The following is a 17,155-nucleotide window of genomic DNA, read 5'->3' as shown; positions in this document are numbered from 1 at the left end:
TCCTGTGGGCGCGGCCGCGCGCTCGTTTGGATGGCGATGCGTCCCTTTATCCGCCGGACAGCGCCTGCACGACGTACACGCGGCTGCCGTTGCCGAGCGGATCGGACAGATGTTGCCGGTCGCGTACCGGCTGGCCGTCGATGAACACCGACAGGTGCTTTCGCAGCGCGCCCTGGTCGTCGACGATATAGCCGCGCAGCCGCGGCTGTTCACCGAAGACGGTTTCGAGCGCTTCGCCGAGCGTCCGTGCGTCGATGTCGCGCTCGGGCGTGTCGATATGGCGCTGGATCGACGCCGCGAAGAAGAGGTGTGCCATGGCGGTGGCTGGCAGGAGCCGTGCGGGGGGACGGTCTGTAGTGTAGGCGATCGATCGGGCCGGCAGCGACATTGCCGTACGGCCGGCGGCGCGGCGACGTTGCTGCGCCGCGCAACGGCCGTGGTGCCTGATCCCCGTCGATGCGCTATGCGTACTTGTCGCCGACCGTACTGCGGATCGGATAGGTGTCGTAGACGATGATCATGCGCTCGATGCGCGCGTCGTCGTCGAATTCGAAGACGTCGACACACTCGAATTGCACCGCGGTGCCGTCCTTCAGTCCCCAGTCGTAGACGAAATAGCCGGTGGCCCGACGTGCGCCCGTGGCGCTGACGCAAATGTCGATCGGCGTGATCCGGCTTTGTCCGGAGGCCGCCGCGACTTTTTCGAAGAAGGGCAGTGGCGACATCCAGCCGAGGAACGGCGAAAATATCTGCGCATCCGGCGTGAACAATGCGCAGATCGCGACGACGTTGCCGCTCTCGAGCGCTTTGAGGTAGGTATCGACCTGCCGCGTGTATAGTGCGTCGGACGACGAGACCATGGTATTTCTCCGCTGATTGTTGACGAGCCAGCCACGACAGCCGTCGCGAACCGGTTCAACCACGATAGCGATGCAGCGATGACCGAACAAACGAATAATCCGCAACCCGGGTATGCCGCCCGCGCATATCCGCTCGCGGATCTCACCCGTGCGCTGCCGCCGCTGACGGCATTCCAGGCGTTCGTCGCCGCCGCCGAACTCGGCAGCTTCAACCGTGCGGCCGAGCATCTGTGCCGGACCCAGGGTGCGGTGAGCCGTCAGGTGCAGCAACTGGAAGCGCATTACCGGTGCGCGTTGTTCGTCCGTCATGCGTCGGGATTGACGTTGACCGCGGAAGGCGGCGCGCTGCTGACGGTGGCCGTCGACGTACTCTCGCAACTGGCGCAACACGCGCGCGCGCATGCGCATGCCGCGTCGACCCTCACATTGCGCTTGCCCTCCACGTTCGCGATTCGCTGGCTGTTGCCGCGGCTGTCGGCGCTCAATCATGCGTTGCCGCGCACGGAGTTGCGCATTCACACGTCGGCGGACGACACGCCGGATTTCACCGACGCCGGTTTCGATGCGATCGTCGTGCGCGGCAGCGGAAGCTGGGCGGGCATGGTGGCCGTGCCGCTGTTCGACGAATGCCTCACGCCGATGTGTACGCGCGAGGCGGGCGCGGTGCTGAAGTCGATCGCCGATCTCGCGCACGCGACACTGCTGCATCCCGCCAGCAATCGCGACGAATGGCGATGCTGGCTGGACGCCGTCGGCGCAACGCAGGTCGACCCGGGCACCGGGCTCGTGTTCGATACGCTCGAGCTGACATTGACGGCCGCGTCGGACGGGCACGGCGTCGCGATCGGCGATCCGCGCATGGCGGCGGATCGGCTGGAAGCCGGCGCGCTGGTCGCGCCGTTTCCGGAGGTGGTGCGCAACGGTCTGGGCTACTACCTCGTGTACCCGTTGCAGCGCGCCGCTCAACCCGCGATTCAAGCGCTCACGGAGGTGCTGACGCGGCTTGCGCGCGAGGATTGACCGCAACGCGCGTGCGCCGGGCGGGTTGCTAGACCGGAATCGACCGCCCCCGCACCCTGATCCCGAGCCGCACGACGCCGATCACCGCATTCGACAGCCACATCAGCAAGCGCGGCATGCCGCGCCGGCGGATATCGAGCAGCAGCACGATCCGCACTTCGTCACTGTCGTTCCACACTTCGTGCACGAAGGTGTCGTCCCACAGCAGGAAGCAGCCTTCGTCGAGCCGGTAGTCGCGACCGTCGACCTTCAGCACGGCGGCCGGCGTGCCATCCGCGCGCTTCGGCATCGACAGCACCAGATAGCCGCGCAGGATGCCGCGGAACGGCCCGCGATGCGGCGGGATGTGTTTGCCGGGCGCGAGGAACGACAGCGATGCGGACAGCACGTCCGGCGACGCCGCGACGATCGATTCGACGGTCGGGCAGCGCGACAGGTTGCGCGGGAACGGCTGGCCGTAAGCCTGCATGATGAACATCCGCCAGTCGCGCGCATCGTTGGCCGAGATGTCGTGCTGCTCGCGCATGATCTCGTGGAAGCGCGGGATGCGCGGCAGGTCGCGCGCGACGGCCAGCGCTTCCGCGCGAATGGCCGGCCACGCACGAACGAATCGCTCGGCGTCGGGAAACGCGGCCGTATCGAGCACGGCGCCGCCGTCGAGATGGCGATCGTACAGCGTGCGAAGCAGGCCGGCTGCATAGTCGTAAGCGACGGACATGATCGAGGGGCGATCCACAAGGTGTCGTCAGTCTGCCCCACGCGCGGTGGGGCCTGCGTTACGTCAGGTTACGCCGGCTGACGAAAGAATGACAGATCGGTGAAGGTCCGGTGCGAGCGCTCCGGCATTCCGGGAATAAACGTACGCCCCGCGTCGTCATACGGGTGTAGCACCTCGTTTCGTTGACTTCCGAAGGAGTGGAGCATGAATACGCATTGGCTGGTGGCCGCCACGGTGGCGGCGATGTCCGTCGCGAGTGTCGCGACGCCTGCGTCGGCACAGGCACTGACGCGCGCGCAGGTCAGGCAGCAACTGATCGACGCCGAAACCAACGGGCTGCGCTTCGTGACCGATACGTCGTATCCGGACGTAAGTCCGCTGTTCCAGCAGCAGGCCGGGCAACTTCCTCGGCATCAGGCCGAAACCGCGGTCGGCGGCGATCCGGCGGGGACGTCCGATGCGGGCAGGCCGGCGGCGCAACCGACCCGTCCGCGCCCGGCCGCATGCGTCGGCCCCGAGAGCTTTTGCACGCCGTATTTCGGAAGCTGACGCAGCGGACCGCCGCGGCGGGTTCGACATTCACGAAGGTTGATCGGCACGCAACATTGAAGGAGTTGATGATGAAAACTTATATCGCACTACTGATGATGATCGGCGCAATCTCCGGTCAGTCCGCATTCGCGCAATCGAATGCGCCGCTCACGCGTGCCCAGGTTCGCGAGGAGCTGATTCGTCTGGAAGCGGCCGGGTACGATCCGTCGAAGGGGGACGACGGCGAATATCCGGCGGACATTCAGGCCGCGCAGGCGAAGCTCGCCGAGCAGGATCGCGCGAGGATGGCGGCTTCGGCTTCGGCCGCCGCGCCTGCGCCGGCCTCCGTCATGCCGGCGCAGGCCGGCAACTAGGAGCCGACATGTACGTGTGTGTCTTCAGGCCGTCGTGTTCGCGGTATGGCGATACGCATGCCGTTCGCGGCACGCGGCCCGGTCGAACGGCACGGACGGCCAGGCCGTCGATCGCGCGCCGCTTCGCGCGGCGCCGAGACCGTCTCGTTGCCCGATTCCGTTGGGCGCGCAGGTGGATCGCGGGATGAGCGGCGATGCGGGCGAGATGCGATCCGCGATCGCCGGACTGCTGTCCGCGATGGCGCGCAAGGATGCCGGCGGCGGGATTACCAGGGCATCATCCGCTGCATGACCTGGTCGCGCAGGATGAAACGATGCGCGACCGCGGCCGCGACGTGAAGGCAGATGCCGCCGAACAGCACCCACGCGAGGATGCCGTGCACGTCGCCCATCGCATGCCCGAATCCCGATCCGGCCGCCGACAGCGCAGGCAGCGGCACGATGCCGAGCAGCGTCACGGCCCAGGCACGCGACGACGCATTGATCCAGCCGAGCAACGGCACCGCGATCAGCAGCGCATAGAGCCCGAAGTGCGTCGCGCCGGACACGGCGCGCATCGCGGGCGACAGCTGGTCGGCGGGCGGACGATGCGTCACGCGCCAGAGTACGCGGCAAGCCATCGCGGCGAGCAGCGCGGTGCCCACGATCAGGTGCGCGGCGATCAGGCCGACCGGTTGCGTATCGCGATGCACGTCGGGCATCGTCCAGCCGATCGCATACTGCGCGACGACGAGCGCCACGATCAGCCAGTGGAGAAGGCGTGCGACTGCATCGTATCGGGCGGAGATAGACATGAAAGCTCCTGGCAAGCGGGTGGGGACCGTATCTTCCGGAGGATTCTACGGCCGAATCCTTAACAAAACGTTAAGCGTGCGGCCGCGCATCGGATTCGCCCCGTGACGCATGCGCGCTCTCGACCCGGGCGGCGTCGGCCGACGGCAACACGATCGCGACGCCGGGGCCGTATCCGCCGATGCCGGGCCCGAACCGCACGCGGCCGCCGAACCATCGCGCGATGCGCTGGATGATCGACAGCACGGACCCGCTGCCGGGCTGCTTGTGCGCCGGATCGTCGGTTACGAGCGCCACCAGGGAGTGTGTCGTGCCAGCCGGGCTGTTTGCGCCGCGCGTACCCGAAGCGTCTTTCACGGCGATGACATTCCGCATCCGGACCGTCATCGCGACCGCGATCCTGTCGGCCCGTAAGGTGGCCCACGCGGCGTTCAGGGCCGCGGACGTTCGCGGCTGTGTGAGCGTGACCGGAATCGATCGCCGCACGGTAGTCGTGTCATCTGATTGCGCGTACCGTCGGTTGGTCGTCCTTGATATCCGGCTCAACGGGAATCGACACGGCGGCGTGTCCGGGCGAGCGCGCGTTCGCGCGTGCCGGCCGGGGCGTCGCGGTCATTGGGCCACCACTGGGGAGAAGCATGATCCTGTTGCATCTGCTGCACGCGCTGGCCGGCGCGATGTCGATCGCCTGCGGACTGGGCGTGTTGCTCGGCATTGCCTACACGGTCACGGCCAGCGTGCTGGTCGGCCGGTTCTTTTCCCGCGCGCGGGCGGTGCCGTGCGATTATCCGGGCGTCACCGTCGCGAAGCCGCTGCACGGCGACGAATGGAATCTCGTACAGCATCTCGAAAGCTTCTTCGTGCAGGATTATCCGGGGCCGGTACAGCATCTGTTCGGCGTGCACGATGCGGGCGACGCGGCGCTCGCGGCCGTCGAAACGTTGCGCAGGCGCCATCCGGACGCGAACATCAAGGTCGTCGCCGACGCGCGACTGTACGGGCCGAACCGCAAGATCGCGAATCTCGTCAACATGCTCGAACACGCGGAACATTCAGTGCTGTGTCTTGCCGACAGCGACGTGCTGGTCGAGCGCGATTATCTGCGTGCCGTCGTCGGCGCGCTGCAGCAGCCGGAAGTCGGCATCGTGACGAGCGTGTATCGCGGCATCGCGTCGCCGGGCTTCTGGCCCGGTGTCGCCGTCGCGATGACGAACTACCATTTCCTGCCGGGTGTCATCACAGGGCTTTTCATCGGGCGCGCCCGTCCGTGCTTTGGCCAGACGATTGCGATCACGCGCGCGACGCTCGAACGCATCGGCGGGCTCGCGCGTTTCGCGCATCACCTGGCCGAGGATCACGCGCTCGGCGAAGCAGTGCGGCAGATCGGCGCGCAGGTCGTCGTCCCGCCGTTGGTCGTCGGGCACGCCTGTGTCGAAGAGACGTTCGCCACGCTGTACGCGCACGAATTGCGCTGGAGCTGCACGATCCGCGCGGCGGACCGGCTCGGTCACGCCGGGTCGGTGCTGATGCACCCGTTGCCGCTGGCGGTGCTGGCCGTGCTGTTTTCCGGCGGCACGCTCGCCGCCTGGGGGCTGGCGTTCGCGGCGCTCGTCGCGCGGGCGCTGCTGATGTTGAAGACGAGCCGCGCCACCGGCGCGGGTCTGCGCGGCGCGCTCTGGTTGCCGTTCGTCGATTTCCTGCAGTTCGTGGTGTTCGTGTCGAGTTTCTTCTCGTCGCACGTCGTCTGGCGCGGCACGCGCTTTCGCGTCGACCGCGAGGGCTTGCTGTCGCCCGCGGGGAAATCATGACGCACGACACGCATGCCGACCTCGAAGGCGCGGACCGGCGGTCCGAGCGTTGCGACGCGCGCCTGCGGCAAGCGGGGCGCGCGGCGGCGCTGGCCGGGCTGGTGCTCGCGGTGTGGCTGGTCTGGCGCGAGCATCCGCTGGAGATCCTGCACCGGCTGAGGATCGCCGGCGCCGGGTTGCTGGTCGCCGCGCTGGCCCACATCCTGCCGATGCTTGCGAATGCGTGGGACTGGCGGATGCTGATCCGCGGCCCGCGCCGGCCGTCGTTCGCGACGATGCTCAAGCTCGTGTGGATCCGCGAATCGATCAACGGATTGTTGCCGGTCGCGCGAATCGGCGGCGAGATCGTGTCGTTCGGCCTGCTGCGGCAGGCGGGCGTACGCCCGGCGACCGCCGTGGCGAGCCTCGTCGCCGACATGCAGCTGACGTTGATCAGCCAGCTCGTGTTCGCGCTGGTCGCGATCGGCTACGTGCTCGAACACGTATCGTCCGATGCCGCGCAGGTTGCCGCGCGCCTCGCCATCGGCATGGCGGCGCTGGTGCCGGTGCTGCTGCTGTTCGCACTGGTTCAGCACGCGCGGCCGTTCGAGCGCGCGATGCGCGTGGTCAACCGCGTCACGAGCGGCAAGGTGGTGGCGCTGGTCGGCGAATCGGCACGCACCGATCAGTCGATCCTTGTGATCTGGCGCAAGACGGGTATCGTCGTCCGCTATCTGGTGATCTGGCAGACGCTGCAGTTCGCCGGCTATGGGCTGGAAATCTGGCTCGCGCTGCGTTTTCTCGGCGCCGATCCGACGTTCGCGCAGGCGCTCGCGATCGAAGCGCTGATCCAGCTGCTGAGCAGCATCGCGTTCCTGATGCCGGGCGGGCTGGGCGTGCAGGAGGGCGGGTTCGTGCTGATCGGCGGGCTGCTCGGGTTCGACGCGCCGACCTGTCTGGCGCTCGCCGGCGCGCGACGGGTGCGCGATCTGCTGTTCTATCTGCCCGGATTGCTGGCGTGGCAGCATGCGGCCGGCGCGGCGCGCTCGCCATCCGGCGCGAAGCGCGCATCGATACACGTCGGGGAGTCCGCCGGGCCGCGCTGATGCGGCCGGGCGTTGCCGGCCTGCCGGGCAGGCGGCAGCGACGCCGGGGCGGTCGCTCGCCTGCCGGGCGGCGCGGCCGTCAACGCCGTTCGTCGGCGAGATGGCTGCGGATGACGTCCGCGAACGACGTGTCGCCTTTCAGCCCGAGCGCTTCCGCGCGCGTCGTGTCCCAGCGGCCCGGCCAGCTGCCGACGATCTTCTCGACGCGTTCGTCCGGCGCATGGCGGATCAGCTTCACGACCTCGTCGCCCGCGACTTCGCGCAGCGCCGCGATCATTTCGTCGACCGACACCGACAGGCCGGGCAGGTTGATCACGCGCTTGTTGCCGAGCTGCTCGCTGTCGAGCTCGCAACCGGCGACGAGCGCGTCGATCGCGCCGCGCGGCGACAGCAGCCACAGCCGCGTCGACCCCGGCACCGGGCACACGCTTTCCTCGCCGTTCAGCGGCTCGCGGATGATGCCGCTCGCGAACGACGATGCAGCCGCGTTCGGGCGCCCCGGCCGCACGCTGATGGTCGGCAGCCGCAGCACGCGGCCGTCGACGAAGCCGCGGCGCGCGTAGTCGCAGAGCAGCAGCTCGGCGATCGCCTTTTCCGCGCCGTACGACGATTGCGGATTCAGCGCGGTATCGTCCCGCACGACGTCGGGCAGCACGCCGCCGTAGACGGCCACCGAGCTCGTGAACACGACGCGCGGACGATGGCCGCGCGCGCGGCACACTTCGAGCAGCGTGCGCGACGCGTCGAGGTTGATCCGCATGCCGAGATCGAAATCGGCTTCGGCCTGCCCGCTGACGATCGCCGCGAGGTGGAAGATCGCGCCCGTCTGCGTGTCGATCGCGCTTTCGAGCACCGCGCGATCGGCGATGTCGCCGACGATCGACGTCACGCGCGCGTCGCCGAAATCGCTGCCCTCGACGACGTCGAGCAGCACCAGCTCGTCGATCCTGCTGCTCCGGCCGTCGGGGCCGGTCAGCTCGCCGCGTCCGAGCAGCTTGCGCGCGAGACGCTGGCCGAGAAAGCCGGCGCCGCCGGTGATCAGTACTTTCATGTTCTTTGCCCTCTGAGGAATACGGAAATTACAGGTACGGCCTGAGCCAGCCGAGGCCCTCGGACGTGCCGGCCTTCGGGCGATACTCGCAGCCGATCCAGCCGTCGTAGCCGAGCGCGTCGATCAGCGCGAACAGATACGGGTAATTGAGTTCGCCGATGTCCGGCTCGTGACGTTCGGGCACGCCGGCGATCTGGATGTGGCCGATGCCCGCGAAATCGCGCTTGAGCTTCATCGCGAGGTCGCCCTCGACGATCTGGCAGTGATAGCAGTCGAACTGCACCTTCAGGTTCGGCGCGCCGACTTCCGCGCGGATGTCGTGCGCATCGTCCTGGCGGCTCAGGAAATAGCCGGGCATGTCGCGCTGGTTGATCGGCTCGATCAGGATCGTGATGCCGTGCGCGGCAGCCGCCTGCGCCGCATGCCGCAGGTTCGCCACGTAGATGTCGCGATGGCGCGCGCGATCGGCGCCCGGCGCGACCATCCCGGCCATCACGTGCAGCTTCTTGTTGCCGAGCACGCGCGCATAATCGAGCGCCTGGTCGATGCCGCGCCGGAACTCGTCCTCGCGGCCCGGCAGCGATGCGATCCCGCGTTCGCCGGCGGCCCAGTCGCCGGGCGGCGCGTTGAACAGCGCCTGCTCGAGGTCGTGCGCGTCGAGGCGCGCGCGGATGTCCTCGGCGGCGAAGTCGTACGGGAACAGGTACTCGACGGCCTTGAAGCCGTCGTGCGAGGCAGCGGCGAAGCGTTCGAGGAACGCGTGCTCGGTGTACATCATCGAGAGGTTGGCGGCGAAGCGGGGCATGGCAGCGGTCCGGTGAATGAATGGGGCGGGGCGCCCGGCGCCCCGCGTCGAATGAAGGGTCAGCGGTTCACGAGTTTCGCGGGCGTGAGCCACACGGCGATCGCGCCGATCACGAGCATGCCGGCCAGCACGTACATGCCGGACGACGTGCTGTGCGTGACGTCCTTCAGGTAGCCGATCACGTACGGGCTCGCGAACCCGGCGAGGTTGCCGACCGAGTTGATGATCGCGATCCCGGCGGCCGCGGCGGAGCCGGCGAGGAACGCGGTCGGCAGCGACCAGAACAGCGGTGCGCAGGTCAGTACGCCGCCCGCCGCGAGCGACAGGAACACGATCGACACCGCCGTATTGTGCGAGTACGACGCGGCGACCGCAAACCCGACCGCGCCCATCAGCGCCGGCACGATCAGGTGCCAGCGGCGTTCGCGGCGCTTGTCCGCGCTGTGGCCGAACAGGTTCATCACGACGATCGCGACGACGAACGGGATCGCCGACAGCAGGCCGATCTGGAGCGTATCGGTGATGCCGGTCGATTTCACGAGGGTCGGCATCCAGAACGTGAGGCCGTACTGGCCGGTGACGAACGCGAAGTAGATCAGCGACATCCACCACATGCGCGGGTCGGCGAACACGGCCTTCAGCGAATGGCCGTGCTGCTGCTGTTCCTGCGGCTGCGCGGCGATTTCGTCCTCGAGCAGCTGCTTCTCGCGCGCGTCGAGCCACTTCGCGCTGCGGATGCCGTTGTCGAGATACAGGATCGTCGCGATACCGACGAGCAGCGCCGGCACGGCTTCGATCACGAACATCCATTGCCAGCCGTGAAAGCCCGAGCCGCCGTGGAAGCGCTCCATGATCCAGCCGGACAGCGGGTTGCCGAAGATGCCCGACACCGGAATCGCGGACATGAACACCGCGATGATCTTCGCGCGCCGATGCGACGGGAACCAGTACGTGAGGTAGAGGATCACGCCCGGATAGAAGCCGGCTTCCGCGAGGCCGAGCAGGAAGCGCAGCACGTAGAACTGCGTCGGCGTCTTCACGAACGCGAACACCGCCGACAGCAGGCCCCACGTGATCATGATCCGCGCGATCCAGATGCGTGCGCCGATGCGGTGCATCAGCAGGTTGCTCGGCAGCTCGAACAGGAAGTAGCCGAGGAAGAAGATGCCGGCGCCGAGGCCGAACACGGTTTCGCTGAACGCGAGGTCCTGCGACATCTGCAGCTTCGCGAAGCCGACGTTCACGCGGTCGAGATACGCGACCACGTAGCAGAGCATCAGGAACGGCACGATGCGCCAGAACACTTTCCTGTAGGTGCGGTCGAGCTCGGCCGATTGGGCGGGCGCGGCGGGCGAGCGGCTTGCGGCCGCGTCGAGAGCAGTCATCGTCGTCTCCAGATATGTCGTGTGCCGGCGGCGCGTAGGCCGCCGGATCGTGTGTGTGTGCTGACAGAAGGGCCCGCGCACACGGCGGGCATGGGAATCGCTACGGAGTCCTGCGTGATTCGTATACGCGACGCGTTGCGTTACCAGCGCGCGCCGAAGGCCTGGCGCAGTTCGTCGAGCGCGGCGTCGGACAGCGGCTCGGGCTTCGGGTCCGTCATCAGCCACAGCCGCGCGGTTTCCTCGAGTTCCTCGAGCGCATACGATGCGTGCGACACCGACGAACCCCACATCACCGGGCCGAGGCGGTCGAGCAGCACGCCGCGCACCTGGTCGGCGAGCGCCGCGACTTCGGCCGCGACGGCCGGGTCGCCGGGGCGGCGATAGCGGATCAGCGGAATGTGGCCGACCTTCATCACGTAGTACGGCGTGAGCGGCGGCAGCACGTCGGTGTCGCGCCACACGCCCGCGAGCGTCAGCGCGACGAGGTGCGTCGAATGCGTATGGACGATGCCGTGCGCTTGCGCGTTGCGCGCGTAGATCCCGCGATGCAGCGCAAGCGTCTTCGACGGCCTGCCGCCCGATACCGGCTGGCCGTCGAGGCCGACCTTCGCGATGTCGTTCGGGTCGAGGCGGCCGAGGCACGCGTCGGTCGGCGTGATCAACCAGCCGTCGTCCAGGCGCGCGCTGATGTTGCCGGCGCTGCCGACCGCGTGGCCGCGCGCATACAGGCTCGCGCCGACGACGCAGATCTCTTCGCGCAGTGTCGCTTCGTGACTCATCATGCGGCTCCGTCGAGTGCGCGCAGCGCCTTGTCGAAAAAGTCCACCGTGCCGAAGTTGCCGGACTTCAGCGCGAGGCCGAGCGGCTGCGCGTCGATGGTGGCCGTCGCCGGCACACCCGGATCGATCTGCGCGCCGATCTGCAGCGATTTCACGTCGAGCGCCTGCACGACCGCGCCGGACGTCTCGCCGCCGGCCACGACGAACTTGCGCACGCCGAGGTCGCGCAGGCCGCGGGCGATCGCCGCGAGCGTGCTTTCGACGAGATGGCCGGCCGCTTCGACGCCGAGCGCGTGCTGGACGGCCTTCACCTCGTCGGGCGTGGCGGTCGCGTAGATCAGCACGGGCTGCGGCAGGTGCGAGCGTGCGAACGCGAGGGCCGCGTCGACGACGGGTTCGCCGCGCGAGGCCGCGAGCGGATCGATCCGGAAGCTCGGCCGGCTTTCGCGCCACGCGGCGACCTGTGCGTTGGTCGCCTTCGACGCGCTGCCGGCGAGCACCGCCGACGATCCGTCGATGTGCGGCAGCGAGGCTGCGTTGTCGCGCTCGGGCAGTTGGTCCACGCGGCGGAAATTCGCGGGCAGGCCGAGCGCGACGCCCGAGCCGCCGGTGACGAGCGGCAGGCCCGCGCACGCTTCGCCGAGCACGTAGAGGTCGTGATCCGACAGCGCGTCCGCGATCGCGAAGCGCGCGCCTTCCGCGCGCAGCTGCTCGATCCGCTCGCGCACGGCGGCCGCACCCAGCGCGATCGTGTCGTAGCGGATCAGGCCGACTTGCGACTTCGTCTGCCGCTGCAGCACGCGCACGAGGTTCGCGTCCTTCATCGGCGTGAGCGGGTGGTTCTCCATTCCCGATTCGTTCAGCAGCACGTCGCCGACGAACAGGTGGCCGCGATAGATCGTGCGGCCGTTCTCCGGGAACGCCGGGCACGCAATCGTGAAGTCGCCGCCGGCCGCATCGAGCAGCGCGTCGGCCACCGGCCCGATGTTGCCCGCGTCGGTCGAATCGAACGTCGAACAGTACTTGAAGAAGAACTGGCGGCACCCTTGCGCGCGCAACCATTCGTAGGCGGCAAGCGATTGCGCGACGGCGTCGGCGGCGGGAATCGTGCGCGACTTCAGCGCGACGACGATCGCGTCGGCATCGATTGCGGTGCCGCCGGCGGGCACGCCGATCGTCTGCACGGTACGCATGCCGCTCTTGACGAGCATGTTCGCGAGATCGGTCGCGCCGGTGAAATCGTCGGCGATGCAGCCGAGCAGGGGGCGGGAAGCGGAAGCGGTCATGGCGGGAACGTCGTTCGAATCAGCGGGCGGGCGGCAGCGTGATGCCGGGGAAAGTCTTGATCACGGCGGAATCGTCCTCGCCGCCGTGGCCGGCGCTCGATGCGCTCATGAACATCTGGTGCGCGGTGGCCGACAGCGGCAGCGGGAACTTGCTGCGGCGCGCGGTATCGAGTACGAGGCCGAGATCCTTCACGAAGATGTCGACGGCCGACAGCGGCGTGTAGTCGCCGTTCAGGATGTGCGGCACGCGGTTCTCGAACATCCACGAGTTGCCGGCGCTGTGCGTGATCACGTCGTACAGCGCGTCGGCATCGACGCCTTCGCGCAGGCCCAGCGCCATCGCCTCGGCGGCCGCCGCGATATGCACGCCGGCCAGCAGCTGGTTGATGATCTTCACCTTCGAGCCGATGCCGTGCGCGTCGCCGAGGCGATAGACCTTGCCGGCGATCGCGGCGAGTACGTCGTCGCAGGCCGCATACGCGGCGGCGGGGCCCGACGTCATCATCGTCATCTCGCCGGAGGCCGCGCGTGCGGCGCCGCCGGATACCGGCGCATCGAGCATCTGCAGGCCTGCGGCCTCGATGCGCGAGCCGAGCGCAACCGCGAAGTCGGGCGCGACGGTCGCGCTCGCGATCACGACGCCGCCCGGCTTCATCGCCGCGACCGCGCCGCGCTCGCCGAACAGCACCGTTTCGGTCTGCGCGGCATTGACGACGAGCGTGACGACGACGTCGCACTGCGCGCCGAGTTCGGCCGGGTTCGCGCAGGCCACGCCGCCTTCGGCCGCGAATGCCTGCAGAACGGTGTCGCGCACGTCGCAGGCGTGCACGCGGAACCCCGCGCGCAGCAGCGAGCGGGCGACGCCGAGGCCCATCGCGCCGAGGCCGATGACTCCAACATTTCGTGACATGGTCAACCTTGATCGATTCGGAAAAGGTTCGGGACAACGACGGCGCCGGTTCGGCCCGGGCCGCCGCATTCGTTCATCAGCAGATGCCGGCTTCCGCGAGGCGGCGCGCGGCGTTGTACATGTGCGTGCGTGCCGCGTTGCGCGCCGCCATCGGGTCGCGTGCGCGGATCGCGTCCGCGATCGCCGCGTGTTCGTCGCGCACCTGCCGCGAGAAATCCTCGCGCGTCGCTTCGTTGCGCCGCGTGACCTTCACGCCGGCCTCGAGGTACTGGTTCAGGAACTGCAGCGTCTTCAGGAAATACGGGTTGCCGGTAACGGCCGCGATCGTGCGGTGAAACGCGACGTCTTCCGCGACGCCGTCGCGCCCTTCGGCCACCGCGTCGTCGATCTTGCGCAGCGCGTCGTCGATGTCGGCCATGTCGTCGGCGGTGTGATGCAGCGCGGCTTCGGCCGCGACTTCAGCCTCGATCGCGCGGCGCACCGCAAGCAGGTGCGGCAGCGAGCTCGCCTCGACGGCTTCCGCGTAGTCGATCCGCAGCGGCCGGATCGCGCCGTGCTGGTTCACGTACACGCCGCTGCCCTGGCGCGGCTCGACCACGCCTTCGTTCTTCAGGCGCGAGATCGCCTCGCGGATCACGGTGCGGCTCACGCCGAATTCCTGCGCGAGCACGGCTTCCGTCGGCAGCTTGCCGGTGGCCGAGAAACTGCCGGCTTCGATCTGCTTCAGCAGCTGCTGCGCGACGTGGTCGCTCATCGCACGGGCGGGAATTTTCTCGAACATGGCGCTCTGGTTTGTAAGGTGATGAGGTCATCATACAAATTTGAAGGTGCGTCAGCATCCGGAATAACCCTCGATCAATGAGTTGCAACGTCGGTCAAATGGATTGGAACCGGTTCCAAATGCCGGGGAAATGTGGCGATCGTGCCGGGTTCGATGTGCGGTTGGCGGGCGAAGGGAGGGCGGAGGTGAAGGGCGAACGGCGGGGCCGAGACGAAGGGTGAAGAGCGAAGAGCGAAGCCGCGCGCCGGCGGCGCGCGTGATCGTCAATCAGTCGGCGATGTCTTCCACGGGATCGGGATCGGTCGCCGCCGACATACCGCCTTCCGCGACTTCCCCGCCGCGCTCGCGATAGGTCGCCGGCGGCACGCCGAACTGCTTTCGGAACTCGCGGCCGAGGTGTGACGCGTCGGCGAACCCGCAGCTCGACGCGATATCGGCGACGGTGCGGTCGGAACTGGTCAGCAGCCAAGCAGCCGTGCGCAGCCGCACCTGCTTCGCGAACGCCTGCGGGCTCTTGCCCGTCTCGGCCTTGAACAGCCGCTCGAGCTGGCGGGTCGACATGTCCAGCTTGCACGCGAGTTCCTCGAGCGGCAGCGCGCGCCCGACATGCTGTTCCATCAGGAGAATCGCGCGCTTGACCTTCGGATGCGTGGCCGGCTCGAGGCCCGGCGGATGCGGCTGCGGCGCATTGCCTTTCTGCATCTCGCCGACCAGCAGGATGCGCAGCGCCTTCTGCACGGTCGCATGGTCGAAATGGCGCAGCAGGATCGCGGCGGCGACGTCGATCGACGCACGGCCGCCCGAGCAGGTGATCCGGCGCCGGTCGATCACGAACAGGCGATCGGCGATCAGCAGGTCAGGATCGGCGTTCGGGAAGCGCTCGATGAAATCCCAGTAGTGGAACCAGCTCACGCAGGTGCGGTAGCCGTCGAGCACGTTCGCGCGCATCAGCGTGAACACGCCCGTGCAGATGCCGACGACCGTCGCGCCATCCGCCGCCGCGCGGCGCACGAACTCGAGCGTTTCGGGGCCGGCTTGCGGCCCCGAATGCAGCAGCCCGCCGACCACGACCACGTAGTCGAACGGCTCGGCGCTCTCGAAGGTTTCCCACGGCGTGATCTGGATCCCGCAGCTCGCGCGCACCGGCGCCAGCGTTTCGCCGATCACGCTCCACGCGCAGCGCACCGGCTTGCTGTAGTCGCCGTCGTCGGCCGACAGCCGCAGCATGTCGACGAAACCCGAGAAGGCCGTGAGCGTGAAGTTCGGCAGCAGCACGATGCCGAAGCGGATGCGCCGCGGCGCAGGTTCGGCGAGGGGGAAAGCGGGTACGTCGGGTGTCATCGCGGTCAATCTCGTCACGCCGGGAAGGCGGGTCTCACTTGTTGCACTCTGCTTGCGGGCGCGCCGGCCGACTTGTGGTTTTGCGTCGCCGATCATCGTCAAAACGCACTTTCCGGCCGTCCTGCGCGGGGCTTGGCGGCGGTATCCCACGCCGATGCCGTTTTTGTTCTATCGGCCAATTTTACGCTTTGATGTACTGATGCCAACGACATTTCACGTACGCCCACCCAGAGGAAGCCAGATGAACGTCAGCGCGTTCGACCTGTTCAAGATCGGCATCGGCCCGTCCAGTTCGCATACGGTCGGCCCGATGATCGCCGCGTGCCGCTTCGCGTCGCACATCGAGGACGCGAACCTGCTCGGCTTCGTGCGCCGCGTGCGGGTCGAACTATACGGCTCGCTCGGTGCAACGGGCAAGGGCCACGGCACCGACAAGGCGGTGCTGCTCGGCCTCGAGGGCCACCTGCCGGACACGATCGATCCGGACCTGATCGAGCCGCGGCTGGCGGCGATCCGCGCGGAGAAGTCGCTGGCGCTGCTCGGCAAGCAGACGATCCGCTTCGACGAGAAGGAGAACATCGGCTTCTACCGCAAGCTGATGAGCGGCACGAGCATCGTGCATCCGAACGGGATGCGCTTCCAGGCGTTCGACGAGCACGGCCAGTTGCTCGTCGAGAAAGAGTATTACTCGGTCGGCGGCGGCTTCGTCGTGAATCGCGACGGCGATCGCGTGAACGGCGTGCGCGCGGCGGTCGAGGTGCCGTATCCGTTCCGCACCGGCGACGACCTGATGCGCCAGTGCCGTGAACACGGGCTGTCGATCGCCGAACTGATGCTGCGCAACGAATGCGCGCTGCGCCCCGAGGACGAAGTGCGTGCCGGGCTGCTCGCGATCTGGCGCACGATGGCCGCATGCGTCGAGCGCGGCTGCAAGGTCGAGGGCGAACTGCCGGGCCCGATGCGCGTGAAGCGCCGCGCGGCCGAACTGAACGGCCGCCTGCGCGCGCGTTCGGAGGAGTCGCTGCGCGATCCGCTGTCGATGCTCGACTGGGTCAACCTGTATGCGATGGCCGTCAACGAGGAGAACGCGGCGGGCGGCCGGGTCGTCACCGCGCCCACCAATGGCGCGGCCGGCGTGATCCCCGCGGTGCTGCACTACTACGTGAAGTTCGTGCCGGGCTCGAACGAAGCCGGCATCGTCGAATTCCTGCTGACGGCCGCGGCGATCGGGATCATCTACAAGGAAACGGCGTCGATCTCCGGCGCGGAAGTCGGCTGCCAGGGCGAAGTGGGCGTCGCGTGCTCGATGGCCGCCGCCGCGCTGGCCGCGGTGATGGGCGGCACGCCTGACCAGGTCGAGAACGCGGCCGAGATCGGCATGGAGCACAACCTCGGCATGACCTGCGATCCGGTCGGCGGGCTCGTGCAGATTCCGTGCATCGAACGCAACGCGATGGGCGCGATCAAGGCGCTGAACGCGTCGCGCATGGCGCTCAAGGGTAACGGCCAGCACTACGTCTCGCTTGATTCGGTGATCAAGACGATGCGCGAGACGGGGGCCGACATGAAGACGAAATACAAGGAAACGTCGCGCGGCGGTCTTGCCGTGAACGTCATCGAATGCTAACG

General features: G+C 68.1%; 19 protein-coding genes. 6 read left to right on the top strand and 13 right to left on the bottom strand.

Going from position 1 to position 17,155, the window contains the following annotated elements:
* Positions 1-46: 46 nt before the first annotated feature.
* Together DIE02_RS07100 and DIE02_RS07095 are read right to left on the bottom strand one after the other, a co-directional pair.
* Entirely contained in the window at positions 47-316 is a 270-nt protein-coding gene (locus DIE02_RS07100) for a MoaD/ThiS family protein (RefSeq protein ID WP_044844433.1), read from the bottom strand.
* A gap of 145 nt (positions 317-461) precedes the next feature.
* Positions 462-860: a nuclear transport factor 2 family protein gene (locus DIE02_RS07095; protein WP_124485391.1), complete on the bottom strand. Its 399-nt coding sequence runs from the start codon at positions 858-860 to the stop codon at positions 462-464.
* A 78-nt stretch (positions 861-938) separates the two neighbouring features.
* Between DIE02_RS07095 and DIE02_RS07090 the strand changes: the two genes are divergently transcribed.
* Entirely contained in the window at positions 939-1,880 is a 942-nt protein-coding gene (locus DIE02_RS07090; RefSeq protein WP_124485098.1) for a LysR substrate-binding domain-containing protein, read from the top strand.
* 28 nt (positions 1,881-1,908) lie between these two features.
* Here DIE02_RS07090 and DIE02_RS07085 read toward each other — a convergent pair whose 3' ends face one another.
* On the bottom strand, positions 1,909-2,598 hold the full coding sequence (locus tag DIE02_RS07085) for an aspartyl/asparaginyl beta-hydroxylase domain-containing protein (protein WP_044844430.1): 690 nt from the start codon (positions 2,596-2,598) through the stop codon (positions 1,909-1,911).
* A gap of 204 nt (positions 2,599-2,802) precedes the next feature.
* Here DIE02_RS07085 and DIE02_RS07080 point away from each other — a divergent pair, with 204 nt between their 5' ends.
* Together DIE02_RS07080 and DIE02_RS07075 are read left to right on the top strand one after the other, a co-directional pair.
* Positions 2,803-3,147, top strand: coding sequence for a DUF4148 domain-containing protein (locus tag DIE02_RS07080; protein ID WP_044844429.1), 345 nt, complete (start codon positions 2,803-2,805; stop codon positions 3,145-3,147).
* A 71-nt stretch (positions 3,148-3,218) separates the two neighbouring features.
* Entirely contained in the window at positions 3,219-3,503 is a 285-nt protein-coding gene (locus DIE02_RS07075; protein WP_124485392.1) for a DUF4148 domain-containing protein, read from the top strand.
* A 266-nt stretch (positions 3,504-3,769) separates the two neighbouring features.
* Here the strand turns inward: DIE02_RS07075 and DIE02_RS07070 are convergent, their stop codons facing one another.
* Positions 3,770-4,297, bottom strand: coding sequence for a cytochrome b (locus DIE02_RS07070; protein ID WP_124485099.1), 528 nt, complete (start codon positions 4,295-4,297; stop codon positions 3,770-3,772).
* Between the two features lie 70 nt (positions 4,298-4,367).
* Positions 4,368-4,682, bottom strand: a complete 315-nt coding sequence (locus DIE02_RS07065; RefSeq protein ID WP_124485100.1) for a hypothetical protein — start codon at positions 4,680-4,682, stop codon at positions 4,368-4,370.
* Between the two features lie 251 nt (positions 4,683-4,933).
* On the opposite strand from DIE02_RS07065, the gene hpnI reads away from it, so the two are divergent.
* Both hpnI and DIE02_RS07055 read left to right on the top strand, forming a co-directional pair.
* A complete protein-coding gene (gene hpnI, locus DIE02_RS07060; RefSeq protein ID WP_124485101.1) occupies positions 4,934-6,103 on the top strand; it encodes a bacteriohopanetetrol glucosamine biosynthesis glycosyltransferase HpnI in 1,170 nt (389 codons plus the stop codon).
* A complete protein-coding gene (locus DIE02_RS07055; protein ID WP_124485102.1) occupies positions 6,100-7,188 on the top strand; it encodes a lysylphosphatidylglycerol synthase domain-containing protein in 1,089 nt (362 codons plus the stop codon). Before hpnI ends, DIE02_RS07055 begins: the two co-directional genes overlap by 4 nt.
* A 79-nt stretch (positions 7,189-7,267) precedes the next feature.
* On the opposite strand, the gene denD is transcribed toward DIE02_RS07055, so the two are convergent.
* The 8 genes from denD to DIE02_RS07015 form a co-directional block, all read right to left on the bottom strand.
* Positions 7,268-8,239 carry a D-erythronate dehydrogenase gene (denD, locus tag DIE02_RS07050; protein WP_124485103.1) on the bottom strand — a complete coding sequence of 324 codons (972 nt, stop codon included), beginning with the start codon at positions 8,237-8,239 and terminating at the stop codon, positions 7,268-7,270.
* Between the two features lie 28 nt (positions 8,240-8,267).
* Positions 8,268-9,044 (bottom strand): 2-oxo-tetronate isomerase, encoded by a 777-nt coding sequence (gene otnI, locus DIE02_RS07045; RefSeq protein ID WP_124485104.1) that lies wholly within the window; start codon positions 9,042-9,044, stop codon positions 8,268-8,270.
* 59 nt (positions 9,045-9,103) lie between these two features.
* Positions 9,104-10,429, bottom strand: coding sequence for an MFS transporter (locus DIE02_RS07040; RefSeq protein WP_044844420.1), 1,326 nt, complete (start codon positions 10,427-10,429; stop codon positions 9,104-9,106).
* 140 nt (positions 10,430-10,569) lie between these two features.
* Positions 10,570-11,208 (bottom strand): aldolase, encoded by a 639-nt coding sequence (locus tag DIE02_RS07035; protein ID WP_124485393.1) that lies wholly within the window; start codon positions 11,206-11,208, stop codon positions 10,570-10,572.
* Entirely contained in the window at positions 11,208-12,494 is a 1,287-nt protein-coding gene (gene otnK, locus DIE02_RS07030) for a 3-oxo-tetronate kinase (protein WP_124485105.1), read from the bottom strand. Before otnK ends, DIE02_RS07035 begins: the two co-directional genes overlap by 1 nt.
* Before the next feature lie 19 nt (positions 12,495-12,513).
* The gene (gene ltnD / locus DIE02_RS07025) at positions 12,514-13,404 is read right to left on the bottom strand and encodes an L-threonate dehydrogenase (RefSeq protein ID WP_124485106.1); all 891 of its coding nucleotides are present in this window, start codon (positions 13,402-13,404) and stop codon (positions 12,514-12,516) included.
* Between the two features lie 76 nt (positions 13,405-13,480).
* Entirely contained in the window at positions 13,481-14,185 is a 705-nt protein-coding gene (locus DIE02_RS07020) for a FadR/GntR family transcriptional regulator (RefSeq protein WP_044844417.1), read from the bottom strand.
* Positions 14,186-14,452: 267 nt separating this feature from the next.
* Complete coding sequence (locus DIE02_RS07015) at positions 14,453-15,526, bottom strand: GlxA family transcriptional regulator (RefSeq protein WP_124485107.1); 1,074 nt, start codon at positions 15,524-15,526, stop codon at positions 14,453-14,455.
* Positions 15,527-15,767: 241 nt separating this feature from the next.
* Between DIE02_RS07015 and DIE02_RS07010 the strand changes: the two genes are divergently transcribed.
* The gene (locus DIE02_RS07010) at positions 15,768-17,153 is read left to right on the top strand and encodes an L-serine ammonia-lyase (protein WP_044844415.1); all 1,386 of its coding nucleotides are present in this window, start codon (positions 15,768-15,770) and stop codon (positions 17,151-17,153) included.
* Positions 17,154-17,155 lie beyond the last annotated feature (2 nt).

The organism is Burkholderia sp. Bp8991 (assembly GCF_003853795.1).
Classification (GTDB): Bacteria; Pseudomonadota; Gammaproteobacteria; order Burkholderiales; family Burkholderiaceae; genus Burkholderia.
The sequence above is the reverse complement of the archived record's forward strand: the minus strand, read 5'-3'. Positions and strand labels throughout refer to the sequence as shown.

Bases quoted from the DNA above. Each gene is read 5' to 3' on its own strand.
- DIE02_RS07100 (WP_044844433.1), bottom strand. From the start codon at position 316: ATGGCACACCTCTTCTTCGCGGCGTCGATCCAGCGCCATATCGACACG.
- DIE02_RS07095 (WP_124485391.1), bottom strand. From the start codon at position 860: ATGGTCTCGTCGTCCGACGCACTATACACGCGGCAGGTCGATACCTAC.
- DIE02_RS07090 (WP_124485098.1), top strand. From the start codon at position 939: ATGACCGAACAAACGAATAATCCGCAACCCGGGTATGCCGCCCGCGCA.
- DIE02_RS07085 (WP_044844430.1), bottom strand. From the start codon at position 2,598: ATGTCCGTCGCTTACGACTATGCAGCCGGCCTGCTTCGCACGCTGTAC.
- DIE02_RS07080 (WP_044844429.1), top strand. From the start codon at position 2,803: ATGAATACGCATTGGCTGGTGGCCGCCACGGTGGCGGCGATGTCCGTC.
- DIE02_RS07075 (WP_124485392.1), top strand. From the start codon at position 3,219: ATGAAAACTTATATCGCACTACTGATGATGATCGGCGCAATCTCCGGT.
- DIE02_RS07070 (WP_124485099.1), bottom strand. From the start codon at position 4,297: ATGTCTATCTCCGCCCGATACGATGCAGTCGCACGCCTTCTCCACTGG.
- DIE02_RS07065 (WP_124485100.1), bottom strand. From the start codon at position 4,682: ATGACGGTCCGGATGCGGAATGTCATCGCCGTGAAAGACGCTTCGGGT.
- hpnI (WP_124485101.1), top strand. From the start codon at position 4,934: ATGATCCTGTTGCATCTGCTGCACGCGCTGGCCGGCGCGATGTCGATC.
- DIE02_RS07055 (WP_124485102.1), top strand. From the start codon at position 6,100: ATGACGCACGACACGCATGCCGACCTCGAAGGCGCGGACCGGCGGTCC.
- denD (WP_124485103.1), bottom strand. From the start codon at position 8,239: ATGAAAGTACTGATCACCGGCGGCGCCGGCTTTCTCGGCCAGCGTCTC.
- otnI (WP_124485104.1), bottom strand. From the start codon at position 9,044: ATGCCCCGCTTCGCCGCCAACCTCTCGATGATGTACACCGAGCACGCG.
- DIE02_RS07040 (WP_044844420.1), bottom strand. From the start codon at position 10,429: ATGACTGCTCTCGACGCGGCCGCAAGCCGCTCGCCCGCCGCGCCCGCC.
- DIE02_RS07035 (WP_124485393.1), bottom strand. From the start codon at position 11,208: ATGAGTCACGAAGCGACACTGCGCGAAGAGATCTGCGTCGTCGGCGCG.
- otnK (WP_124485105.1), bottom strand. From the start codon at position 12,494: ATGACCGCTTCCGCTTCCCGCCCCCTGCTCGGCTGCATCGCCGACGAT.
- ltnD (WP_124485106.1), bottom strand. From the start codon at position 13,404: ATGTCACGAAATGTTGGAGTCATCGGCCTCGGCGCGATGGGCCTCGGC.
- DIE02_RS07020 (WP_044844417.1), bottom strand. From the start codon at position 14,185: ATGTTCGAGAAAATTCCCGCCCGTGCGATGAGCGACCACGTCGCGCAG.
- DIE02_RS07015 (WP_124485107.1), bottom strand. From the start codon at position 15,526: ATGACACCCGACGTACCCGCTTTCCCCCTCGCCGAACCTGCGCCGCGG.
- DIE02_RS07010 (WP_044844415.1), top strand. From the start codon at position 15,768: ATGAACGTCAGCGCGTTCGACCTGTTCAAGATCGGCATCGGCCCGTCC.